We start from the raw sequence: 11,601 nt of genomic DNA, 5'->3' as shown, positions 1-11,601 counted from the left end.
ATTCATTTTATTTCCTATAAACTAAAATAACTCTTGCCATTGACAATGATAATCGTTATCATTGTTTTTGTGCAAAGTACTTATTTTATTCAAGGAGGAAAGTTATTATGGATCATTTATTCAACAAAAGTTTACTAGGTGTTAGTTTACTAGCACTGTCTTTAGCACTTACAGGGTGTGGAGAAAATAATGAAGATAATTCAAATAATGAAGGAAATTCAAGTACTGAAGTTAATTCAAATAATGAAAACACAGCTGAGGCAGATGAAAGGTCCGAAGAGCAAACGTTAACTGATTCACTTGGAAACGATGTCGTTATTCCTGCAAACCCAGAACGAATTATTGCTTCTTATTTGGAAGATTATTTAGTCGCACTTGACGTCACACCTGTTGCGCAATGGTCAATATCAGAAGGTGCAGGGATTCAAGGCTACTTGCAAGAAGATCTTAATGGTGTTGAAACAATTCCTTTTGACCTTCCATTTGAAGCGGTCACTAGTTTTAATCCAGACTTACATATTGTCGGTTCTGGTGATACGGTAAGCGACGGTAAATACGAGCAATACGCCAAGATTGCTCCGACTTACGTTGTGGCTACAGAAAATAGTGAAAATTGGCGTGAAAATTTAACAGAAATCGCAGAAGTTCTAAATCTAACTGATAAAGCAGATCAAGTTTTAGAAAATTATGATAAAAAAGCAGAAGAATCTCAAGAAAAAATAAAGAATGCGATTGGAGAAGATCCTGTTGCTGCAATTTGGCTAACTGGCGATCAATTTTTTGTAGTAAGTGAAGGGTTGTCCAGTGGTGCTGTTTTATATGGTGATCTTGGGCTTTCATCTCCAGAAGTTGTAAAAGAAATTTCAAAAACTGCTACAGCAGACTGGTCGCCTATTTCTTTAGAAGAACTCGCCGAACTTGAAACTGAGCACATCTTTTTAATAAATAGCAATCAAGAAGATGGCCTTGAATTATTAGAAGACCCTCTATGGCAAAACATACCTGCGGTAAAAAATAATCACGTATATGAGTTCGAATCGACCTCAAGCTGGTTATATAATGGTCCAGTTGCAAATGAACAAATTATTGATCATGTATTAGACAGTGTGGTTGAATAATTAACTTATTAAAAAAGGTGTCCTACAGTTCTTTCTTGAACTTTTAGGACACCTTTTTTCTGTAAAATGTTTACCACTATTTAGACGAAGTTTTTGATTCACTTAACAGACATAATGGCATTATCTTTTCCGGTGATTTTTCTTCCTTTTCCAAAAGGTATGCAGAGAGGTGTACCAAATATTGGATCCGTCATAATTTGACATTCCATTTGAAAAACTTCCCACAACGTTTCTGTTGTAATAATATCTTCTGGTCTCCCGTGAGCAAATATCGTTTTGTTTTGCAGAGCGACAATATAATGTGCATACCTACAAGCTAAATTAATATCATGTAAAACCATAACAATAGTTCTTTCCTCTTTTTCGTTTAAATCGAATAGTAAATCAAGGACTTCTATCTGATGAGCCAAATCAAGGTAGGTCGTTGGTTCATCTAATAATAGCGTCTCTGTTCCTTGCGCAAGTGTCATCGCGATCCACGCTCGCTGTCTTTGGCCGCCTGATAATGAATCAACAGAACGATCACTAAATTCGGTCATATTAGTCGATGCCAACGCATCTTGAACCATGCGTTCATCTTCAGTCGACCACTGCTTTAACCAACTTTGATGGGGATATCTTCCTTGTTTGACTAATTGTTCAACTGTCAACCCCTCTGGAGTAGAAGCTCCTTGTGGGAGGATCGACATTTTTTTCGAAATTTCTTTCGTCCGTAGCAAAGCTATTTTTTCATTTTCCAAAAATACCGTACCATTATCTGGCTTCAGCAATCGAGCCAAAGTTCTTAACAGTGTCGATTTTCCACAGCCATTTGCACCTATAAAGACGGTTATTTCTCCCTTTGGGATCTTTAAATTTAGATTTTCAATAATTGGTTGTTCATCATAACCAAATGTTAAATCAGAGGCTTGTAAACTAATCATATCCCTAACCTCCCATTTCAAAATTGATTCCGATTTTTAAATAATAAGTAAAGAAAAAACGGGGCGCCAATTCCCGCAGTAAACACACCAGCTGGAATATCAATCGGATAAAAAACAGTTCGTGCTATCAAATCAGCAAAAAACACAAGTAATCCCCCGACTAAAGTAGAAGCTAAAATCAAACTGGCGAATTGCCTTCCGATTAAGGCACGAGCAATATGAGGAGCAATCAGTCCAACAAATCCTATTGCTCCTGCAACTGATACAGCAACTCCAGCTAATATAACGCTGAAAAGAAGTAACGCCATTCTATGGAACTCTACCTTCACACCAAGTCCCGATGCCACACCATCACCAAATTGTTGCGCATTAAGACTTCTCGAGAAGAGTAATACAAAGGGTGTTATTACGATAATAACCATGGCTATCGTATAAACATTCTCCCAAGAAGCGCCATATACGCTACCTGTCAACCAGAGATAAGCCTGACCAGCTGATGATGACGGACTTAATACGAGCATAAAAGTCGTCCCAGCACTCATCAAAGCAGAAACACCAATACCTATTAAAATAAGTCGAATCGGTGTCACACCATTTTTCCATGACATAAGATAAATAAAAACTGAAACAATAATCCCCCCACTAACAGCAGCTATCGGTAAAAAAGAGATACTTATCGTACCTGATAAATAAGTAATAAAACCTACCGCAGCTAGTGAAGCTCCTCCAGTAACACCTATAATATCCGGTGCTGCAAGTGGGTTTCGAATAACCCCTTGAAGAATAAGTCCTGACAGCCCTAATGCTGCACCAGTAAGTATTGAAACAAGTGTCCGAGGCAACCTTGAATTCATGACGATAAACTCATTTCCCCCTGCACTTATTCCTGCAATCGTCCTAACTACTTCTAATGGACTAAGTAACTTATTCCCCAAACTAGGTCCAATAATTAAGGCTAGTAAAAGACATACGCTTAATAATATAAGAAGTAAAAAAGATTTTGTCTCTATTTGAAATGATACAAATTCTTTCGGGTGTCGCCACGTAATGTATTTTTTCACAGTTTAGTCACCCCACGTTTCGCAATATAAATAAAGAAAGGGGCGCCAATTATCGCTGTCATAACTCCAATAGGTACTTCTTGGGGCATGATTAGTAATCGTGCGACCACATCTGCCATTAACAATAATACTGCTCCAAGAATTGCAGCGAAAGGAAGTAACCAGCGATAGTCATTTCCGGTAAACGCTCTTGCAATATGCGGAATAACCAGACCGATAAATCCTACAGATCCAACAACAGCAACAGAACTCCCTGCTAATAACACGACAATGACACCCATTGTCACTTTTACTAACCATACTTTTTGTCCCATTCCTTTAGCAATATCGTCTCCAGTTATTAACAAGTTTATCGCCCTGCCCATGAATAACACGACAATTACTGAACCAATCATAAAAGGTAACACCGGGAGCAACATGTCTAACGTTCTTCCACTGATAGACCCTGCAAGCCAAAATAAGACGTCTTGTAGGCCTGCTTCATTCATGACAAGAATTGCTTGAGTATACGACTGAAACAAAGCGCTGATTGCGGCTCCTGCCAAGACAATTTTAATCGGAGTCAATCCATCTCTACCTAATGAACCTAGAAAATAAACAAGCAACGCAGCAATTGTTGCTCCTAAAAAAGCGAACCACATTAAATGTTGTAAAGAAGAAATCGAGAAAAATACAACACCTACTACGACGAAAAAAATCGCCCCTGTATTTATACCAAATATACTTGGCGAAGCAAGAGGGTTTCTTGTCAATGCTTGCATCAGCGCCCCAGAAATAGCTAGACATGCCCCAATGACTGCACCAATCACAACCCTTGGGAGACGATCATTTCGGACGACTACATGTTCCGTGACCGATTCGTTGTAATTCAAAAATGAGCCTACAGCTTGTCCCATAGAAATCGGTGTTTGCCCGACGATAATACTCGAAATGAATGCAACAACAAGTATTAAACACAGACCAGCTAATACAAATATTTTCATCCTACTAGTTACTAAATATCTACTCATATCATTACACTTCCATCACTATAGGTGGTTTCAAAGTCAACTACTACAATTTTTTCTACCGATTAAAGTGTGACACTTACTCTTCAATATCAAAAATTTCAAAAAGATCATCTACCATCATATGAGCAGAGATATAACCGCCAGCGCTATTCCACGGCACTTCTTCTACCATAACTACTTGATCATTTTTTACCGCTTCGAGGTTTTCCCACAATGGATGACTTGTCCATTCTTCAAACGTTTGTTCAATTTGTTCTGTCTCTGTTCCAGAGTTAAAATTAAATATCATTTCAGCTTCTGCTTCAGGAATGCTCTCTTTAGAAGATAATTTAATTCCCCACTCTTCTGGATCATCGTGTCCCTCTGGCCTCGTAAATCCAGCATCTTCTAAAATACCTCCTGCATATCCCATGTAAAATATACGTGCGTGGTCGGCTCTGAAATTAGTAATAGAAACTTCCATAGGTAGTTCGTCACCCATCTTCGCCTTAAAATCTTCCATTCTATTATAATATTCTGCTAGTAATTCTTCTGCTTCTTCTTGTTTATTTAAAGCTTGTCCCATAATATCGAGGGTATCTTTCCAATCATAGACATTTTCTCCGACTATCGTTGGCGCAATATCAGTTAAATGGTCATATATCTCCTCATGCCTTGTTCTAGAGGCGATAATAAGATCTGGATTAAGTTCTGATATTGCCTCTAAATTTGGTTGGGTTTCCTCTCCTACTATTTCTATTCCTTCCAAATCATCTCTCAGATATTCATAAATAGGTTTCTCTGTCCATGATTCAACTATCCCAACAGGTTGTATCTCAAAAGCTGTTATCACATCGTTTGCTCCTTGATATAACGTCACAATAGTATCTGGCGTCCCCTCAATTTCTGTTTCTCCCAGGGCATGTTCTACAATACGTACATCATCATTTTCAACATCACCATTGTTAACATTCTCACTTGCCAACGTATTTTCTTCAATGACCTCCATGCTATCTGCTTCGTTATTTGTTCCACACGCTGATACAATTGCCAATAAAAAAAGGCCTGAAAATAGACCAATAGTATTTTTGGAACTTCTCATAATTTAATCTCCTCCACTTTTAAATGATAATGATTTTCAATATCATTTACATTGTATTGGAGTTTTTCTTTGACGTCAATACTATTAAAGAAATATTAAGAGAATTTGCACTAAATTTCTTATAGTCTATTTTTCTAATAATAATTCTTGCATAATATATTGATAATGATTATCATTATTAACGAGATAGAGAGAGGCAGGTACCATGTTATATTCTAATTCAGAACGAATTTCAATCAATGGGAGGACAATCAATATGAAGTTTAAGCAGTCAATTACCGGAATTTTTATAGTGATATTTTTAGTTGGGATTCTAGCAGCTTGCGGTAACAACAATGAACGTAATGAAGAAACTGGAGCTGAAGATGTCAATACCGAAGAAATTGAAGTAACAAGTGAAGAGACGCGCATTTATACTGACACAGAAGGAAATGACGTCGAAATCCCTGTAAATCCAGAAAGAGTTGTAACGACACAATATTTAAGTCAAATGCTAACTCTAGGAATAAAACCTATCGGTGTAGGTTCACACGTGCTGGACAATAATTACCTAGGAGATCTGCAAGAGGGGGTAGAAGATATCGGAAATCCCTTTAGCATCGAAAAGGTGATAGACTTGGAACCTGATTTAATTATTACGGCAAACCCTGATGAAGTTGACCAACTAAGTAAAGTCGCACCTACTGTAGTAGTACCATGGATGTATGGAGATGTTTTCACTCAATTAAATGAAATTGCATCGATACTAGGTAAAGAAAAAGAAGCCGAAGAATGGATTGCTTCTCATGAAGAAGCAGCAGCTGAAGGCAGAGATAAAATACAAGATAACATCGGTGAAGATGAAATAGTTACAATATTTATGGCTTGGGGAAAAGATGTTCTTAGAATTTATGGTGCTCGGAACATCGGCCATTCAATTTATCGTTCTTTAGAATTAACCCCACCAAATTTCATTCAAGAAATACTTGACGAAGATCCGGAATTTAGCGAGTTTGTTAATGAAGAAATTTCAATGGAAATGTTACCAGAATATGCAGGAGATCATATTATCATGTTAGTTTATGGTGAGGAAGCTGCAGAAGAGGGTGGCATGTTTCACCAAATTGAAGAAAGCTCTTTATGGAAAAATCTTGATGCTGTAAAAAATGACCAAGTTTATTTTGTTAATGTAGATCCTTGGTTTAACTACGATCCATTAGCTGTTGAACAGTCTTTAAATGAAGCAATTGAACTTTTTTCAGGAGAATAACACATTTATGTTGAGAAAGAGGTATTCTGTTTGCACGGAATACCTCTTTTTCATTTCGATATAACCGATTCTTTTATCGAAATTATGTGTAAATTAACCTTTAAAAAGACCCAAATTACTAAATGTTATTCACCATGTTACAGTCCTTAAGATATTTCTCAAATCCTTCAGCATGTATTGGTCTCAAAAATAAGTACCCCTGCCCAAAACCACAGTTGTATTTTGTTAAAATTTCCACTTGCTTCTCATGTTCTATGCCTTCCGCAACAATACTAAGATTTAAATTTGACCCAATATCAATAATCGTTTTTACCATTGATTCATCGGAGCCCTCGATAATATCATCAATAAATGACTTGTCTATTTTAAGTGTATCGATTGGCAATTCCTTAAGTATATGAAGTGATGAATAGCCAGTACCGAAGTCATCGATTGATGTTTTTACCCCAATCTCTCTTAGACCGATCAACACTGCCTTAGACTCTTCCACATTTTGTAAAATACTTTCTGTAATCTCTAACTCTAGAAACTCAGCTTTCAATCCAGTTTCTTGCAAAGCATTTCTCACAGTTTCTATAAAATCGCCATGCTGAAATTGCCGAACAGATACATTAACTGAAACGCACAATGATGGATATCCAATTTCTTGCCATGCCTTGTTTTGTTTACAGGCCACTCTAATAACCCATTCACCAATTGCTATAATTTGACCTGTCTCTTCTGCTACCGAGATAAATTCAACAGGTGAAATACGCCCCAACTCTGGGTGATCCCATCGTAATAAAGCTTCCATTCCTACTAGTTTTTCCGATTGTAATTCTATCTTCGGTTGATAGTAAAGAGTGAATTGCTTTCTGTCAATCGCATGTCTCAATTCCGTCTCTATTAACATTTTGCGCGCCAATTGATCATGTAAACCTGAAGAGAAAAAGTGAAATCCATTCCCGCCTCTCCCCTTTGCTAAATACATTGCGGCATCCGCATTTTTAAGTAATGTCTCACTGTTCGTACCATGCTCCGGGTAGGAACAGATTCCGATACTGGGGGTTATTGTTATTTCGTTCCTCTCTACAAAAAATGGCTTTACAAATGCTTTTTTTATCGATTTCGATAATTCAATGCATCTTTTTTTAGTAGAATTGGATAGGATTAGAACAAACTCGTCTCCTCCTAACCTATATAAACTTTCATCTGTTCCTAATACACTACTCAATCGTTCCGATGCCTCTTTTAGTATATTGTCTCCAATATGATGACCCAGCGTATCATTTACAATTTTAAAGCGATCTAAATCTATTAAGAGTAACGCTAAATTTTTATTGTTTTCAGCAGCTTGATTGACTATTTGTTCTAAATCGTTCTGAAAGCTAGTACGATTGTTTAATCCCGTTAGCGAATCATGATAGGCCAATTCTCTGTATTCATTTACTAAGTATTCATTTTTTCGAATTATCACGTAATGGCGCACAAGTATCAATACGAAGATAACAATTAAACCAATACTTAGCGCATTTAAATCCCAATTATAACTATGAGTTACTAAAACAATTAAAATAATACTACTTAAATAAGGGAATACTGCCTCCTGCCCATTGAAGATATTTCTAATTTCCCACTTTGGTTTGCGTTGATTTCCTTGGGCAAACTTGCCAGATAAACCAATCAGTATTAAAGCCGTTAACCATATTGGATCAATATAGTTTCCTGGTGCGTGAACCTGTCCAATTAATTCAAAGTAAGCATAACTCGTGTCAGAAATCACTTGTAAGAAGAAACCAACGACAATAAATAACATAATTCGTTTTTCGTTACTGAATTGAGAAAAATAATACAAGCAAGTAATAACGAATAAAATGCTGAGTGACGTTATAGGATAGGCTAAATTTATTATTGTATAATAAAAGGAAAATTCTGAATGGAGTATGATAGGTTCCATTAAATAATGTACACTTATCGCTGCTGCTGAAATCATAAAAATAATAATGTTGAAAAGATAATGGTTATTTTTAATGTAAATACTTATTAATTTTACTTTATATGTTAATGCCGTCAAAAAAAAGATATAAGCTAAGAGCCAGAATAGATAGGTACTGCCAGGGAAATGAGTCTCCCCTTCCAAGATAAAGTATAAAAACCAGAATGCATCAGCAAAAATATAAAATAGAATACCAATACTTAATAATAACCAAAAATACTTCTGCTTCCCTGTGATTGTCCGGTAAGCTTTAAAAATCCAAAAAAAACTCAAAGATCCCCACAAAACTGGAAAAACGCTTGCACCGAATACTCTCATCCATTCATTTTCTCTAAAAATATAAAACCAGCTATAAAAAAACAAAACACTTCCGATAAGGAACAATAACGTTCGCCATTTAGCTATGATCCACACCTCACATTCTATCAAACATTTTTGAAAAATTGACATTTTAAAATAGCAAATATTATAAAGACAGAATTTCTCTATAAGATACATAAAAAGGCTATTCCCCCCCATGGAAATAACCTTTAAACAACTAGTTATTCCTGGTAACCCAGCCGCCATAGTTCATCCTTAGGCCTGTAGCTTTGCGTCCTTGTTTTTCAACAAGTTTGCTCTTAACGGAATACACCTATACATTTATTAACTTTACATTTTATAGTTATATTATAACACAAAAAACAACATCACTAGTACTTTTTTCTAAAATATTTATCAAGTTATAGTCTATAAGACCCAAAAATTGTGAAGTCCATGTTGACAAAACCCTACTACTTAATTTTATATTACTTCAATCTATCCTCACTTAGTCCTATTTCCACGCGACGTTGAACAATTTGTAGTCGAACATAGAAACCAATTGCAGCACAAGTTAAACCTAACGTTATTCCAACCCATAATCCGAATGGACCTAGTTCTGTATAAGCTGAAAAATAATATCCCGCCGGAATCCCAATAATCCAATAAGAGATAAAAGCAGTAATAAATGGTACTTTGACATCTTTATAACCTCTTAACACACCTTGTAATCCTGATTGCGCCGCATCAGAAAGTTGATAGACAATCGCAATAATAAAGAATTGTCCTGCCATCAACACAACTTCACTATCATTTGTATAAAGATACGCAATTTGTTCTCTGAAAAAGAAGAGAAAAACTGCTCCGACTGCTAAGATGCCAATTCCACCCCAGACGCCAAGACGTCCATATTGTTTGGCAGCCCGAATCTTTCCCCCTCCCACAGAAAAACCTACAACAATTGTTAAGGCCATCGAAATACTTAATGGAATCATGAAAATAAGCGAAGTAAAACTTAATGCAATCTGATGCGCAGCAATGGTTACCGTAGTAAACATAACTCCCATCAATAGTGTTACAACTGAAAAGATGCTCGCCTCAAAGAAAATAGATAGACCTATCGGAATTCCAATCGAAAGCTGCTCTTTCCATGTTTTCCAAGATGGTTTCACCCATTTTACAAGAATTTGGTAATGTCTAATCACCGGTACTTTAAATGTCATCCATACACTAAAAAACAGAATGATCCAATACGTCAGTGCAGTTGCATAACCAGCACCAATACCGCCCAATGTTGGTAATCCAAAGTTACCAAATATAAAGCCATAGTTTAACAAAACATTAAAAGGAACTGCTGATACTGTAATAATCATTGTTATTCGTGTGAACCCTTGTCCATCAAAGAAATTGCGAAGTACATTCGCCAAAAATAACGGAATGATACCTATTGATAAGCCGACTAAATAGTGCAAAGAAATATGGGTTACAGCATCGGTTAAATTCATGATCGATAAAATTGGTTCAAGTAAAAATACTCCACCAACGACAACGATAAGAGCAAGAACAATTGATAAATATATCGCTTGTGTCACCGATTCGGAAATTTTATCTTTTCGACCACTTCCCACTAGCTGCGCTACAATTGTAGTTACAGCTAATAATATACCGTTAATTCCAGTGAACACCGGTAACCATAAACTAGAACCAATCGCAACGCCAGCTAAATCATCCGTACCTACCCGGCCAGACATCATTGTATCTACTAAATTCATTGCAAAAAAACTAACTTGTGTCACCATAATCGGCCATAATATTCTTGAGAATAGAAGTACTTTTTCTCTGCTTGTCTCTACATGTTCCATTTTTTCACCTATAATTTCATCGTTAAATTTTTAACCATATTCAGACAAGACTGCTGAAAATATACATCATCCTATTCTATCAAAAAAAGTTGAATAAATCCTTATCTTTTCATTTCAAAAACAACAAAAAAGTCATCGCATAGATTTCCCCCTATGAGATGACTTTTTTTATTTCTACTCCTTCTAAATTAAAACAAATTCAAAAAGCTACAATTCCAAAACTGAAATTGTAGCTTCAGTAATTTCATTATACCTTCTCAATAGCTTCGTCAATAGAGACATCACCATTTAATATTTCAAAAATTTTGCCATACGTATTTTTCTTGTCTAATGTTTCTACTACAACATGGCCAACATCAGCACGAGTAATTGTCGTATTCCGATGACCGATTTTCTCTTCAAGTAGTATTCTTCCAGTTGGTTCATCGTTCGTAAGTCCACCAGGCCTTACTATCGTATAATCTAGCCCACTAGCCTTAAGGTGATCATCTGCAAGTTTTTTTGCTACAACATAATGACGCATTTTTTCTGGAGCACTTTCCGGATCATCTACGTTGATGGCACTCACCATGACAAAGCGCTTTACACCTTGCTTCTTAGCTTCATCCACTGTTTTCATCGCTCCCCACAAATCAATGAGAACGGTTTTGTCAGCGCCTGTATGGGGCCCAGAACCTGCTGCAAATACAACGGCATCTACGTCTTTAAAAGCATGAGAAATATCACCTTCTAAGTCTGCAATAACTGTATCTGTAGCACCCAAATTTTTAAGCTCAGCTCCCTGTTCTGCTTTTCTAACCATCGCTATAGCCTGATGTTCTTCAGATTTCCCAAAGTGCTTAAGACTATGTCTAGCAACTTGTCCATTTGCACCTACAATTAGTACTTTCATGTTGATCCACTCCTTTATGTTTCAATGGTTATTATTCCCACTATTAAAGAGTATCAAACATGCAGGTGATTTAGCTATTCATTCGCTTTATCTAATGGGGAGCCAATCTAAAACTCTCCGAATCATTGCA

9 protein-coding genes and 1 riboswitch are annotated in these 11,601 nt (G+C 36.4%); of the genes, 2 read left to right on the top strand and 7 right to left on the bottom strand.

Features of this window, described 5'->3' with window-relative positions; translation table 11 throughout:
• The first annotated feature begins 107 nt into the window (after window positions 1-107).
• Window positions 108-1,118 (top strand): ABC transporter substrate-binding protein, encoded by a 1,011-nt coding sequence (locus tag ACM26V_RS21490; RefSeq protein WP_416148812.1) that lies wholly within the window; start codon window positions 108-110, stop codon window positions 1,116-1,118.
• Between the two features lie 98 nt (window positions 1,119-1,216).
• Here ACM26V_RS21490 and ACM26V_RS21485 read toward each other — a convergent pair whose 3' ends face one another.
• The 4 genes from ACM26V_RS21485 to ACM26V_RS21470 form a co-directional block, all read right to left on the bottom strand.
• Complete coding sequence (locus ACM26V_RS21485) at window positions 1,217-2,041, bottom strand: ABC transporter ATP-binding protein (protein ID WP_416148811.1); 825 nt, start codon at window positions 2,039-2,041, stop codon at window positions 1,217-1,219.
• Between the two features lie 17 nt (window positions 2,042-2,058).
• Window positions 2,059-3,102 (bottom strand): FecCD family ABC transporter permease, encoded by a 1,044-nt coding sequence (locus ACM26V_RS21480; protein WP_416148810.1) that lies wholly within the window; start codon window positions 3,100-3,102, stop codon window positions 2,059-2,061.
• On the bottom strand, window positions 3,099-4,112 hold the full coding sequence (locus ACM26V_RS21475; RefSeq protein WP_416148809.1) for a FecCD family ABC transporter permease: 1,014 nt from the start codon (window positions 4,110-4,112) through the stop codon (window positions 3,099-3,101). Before ACM26V_RS21475 ends, ACM26V_RS21480 begins: the two co-directional genes overlap by 4 nt.
• A 76-nt stretch (window positions 4,113-4,188) precedes the next feature.
• Window positions 4,189-5,193, bottom strand: a complete 1,005-nt coding sequence (locus tag ACM26V_RS21470) for an ABC transporter substrate-binding protein (RefSeq protein ID WP_416148808.1) — start codon at window positions 5,191-5,193, stop codon at window positions 4,189-4,191.
• Between the two features lie 256 nt (window positions 5,194-5,449).
• Here ACM26V_RS21470 and ACM26V_RS21465 point away from each other — a divergent pair, with 256 nt between their 5' ends.
• Window positions 5,450-6,442: an ABC transporter substrate-binding protein gene (locus ACM26V_RS21465; protein ID WP_416148807.1), complete on the top strand. Its 993-nt coding sequence runs from the start codon at window positions 5,450-5,452 to the stop codon at window positions 6,440-6,442.
• A 118-nt stretch (window positions 6,443-6,560) separates the two neighbouring features.
• On the opposite strand, the gene ACM26V_RS21460 is transcribed toward ACM26V_RS21465, so the two are convergent.
• The 3 genes from ACM26V_RS21460 to ACM26V_RS21450 all read right to left on the bottom strand — a co-directional run bounded on the left by ACM26V_RS21460 (window position 6,561) and on the right by ACM26V_RS21450 (window position 11,471).
• Entirely contained in the window at window positions 6,561-8,867 is a 2,307-nt protein-coding gene (locus ACM26V_RS21460; RefSeq protein WP_416148806.1) for a putative bifunctional diguanylate cyclase/phosphodiesterase, read from the bottom strand.
• A gap of 97 nt (window positions 8,868-8,964) precedes the next feature.
• Window positions 8,965-9,046: riboswitch (cyclic di-GMP riboswitch) on the bottom strand.
• A 159-nt stretch (window positions 9,047-9,205) separates the two neighbouring features.
• Window positions 9,206-10,579 carry an MATE family efflux transporter gene (locus ACM26V_RS21455; protein ID WP_416148805.1) on the bottom strand — a complete coding sequence of 458 codons (1,374 nt, stop codon included), beginning with the start codon at window positions 10,577-10,579 and terminating at the stop codon, window positions 9,206-9,208.
• A 247-nt stretch (window positions 10,580-10,826) separates the two neighbouring features.
• Window positions 10,827-11,471 (bottom strand): SDR family oxidoreductase, encoded by a 645-nt coding sequence (locus tag ACM26V_RS21450; protein ID WP_416148804.1) that lies wholly within the window; start codon window positions 11,469-11,471, stop codon window positions 10,827-10,829.
• Window positions 11,472-11,601 lie beyond the last annotated feature (130 nt).

Source organism: Salipaludibacillus sp. HK11 (assembly GCF_047795645.1).
Taxonomy (GTDB): Bacteria; Bacillota; Bacilli; order Bacillales; family Salisediminibacteriaceae; genus Salipaludibacillus.
This window is presented reverse-complemented; position numbering and strand designations above follow the sequence as displayed.

Coding starts and splice junctions, on each gene's coding strand:
- ACM26V_RS21490 (WP_416148812.1), top strand. CDS start 108: ATGGATCATTTATTCAACAAAAGTTTACTAGGTGTTAGTTTACTAGCA.
- ACM26V_RS21485 (WP_416148811.1), bottom strand. CDS start 2,041: ATGATTAGTTTACAAGCCTCTGATTTAACATTTGGTTATGATGAACAA.
- ACM26V_RS21475 (WP_416148809.1), bottom strand. CDS start 4,112: ATGAGTAGATATTTAGTAACTAGTAGGATGAAAATATTTGTATTAGCT.
- ACM26V_RS21470 (WP_416148808.1), bottom strand. CDS start 5,193: ATGAGAAGTTCCAAAAATACTATTGGTCTATTTTCAGGCCTTTTTTTA.
- ACM26V_RS21465 (WP_416148807.1), top strand. CDS start 5,450: ATGAAGTTTAAGCAGTCAATTACCGGAATTTTTATAGTGATATTTTTA.
- ACM26V_RS21460 (WP_416148806.1), bottom strand. CDS start 8,867: ATGTCAATTTTTCAAAAATGTTTGATAGAATGTGAGGTGTGGATCATA.
- ACM26V_RS21455 (WP_416148805.1), bottom strand. CDS start 10,579: ATGGAACATGTAGAGACAAGCAGAGAAAAAGTACTTCTATTCTCAAGA.
- ACM26V_RS21450 (WP_416148804.1), bottom strand. CDS start 11,471: ATGAAAGTACTAATTGTAGGTGCAAATGGACAAGTTGCTAGACATAGT.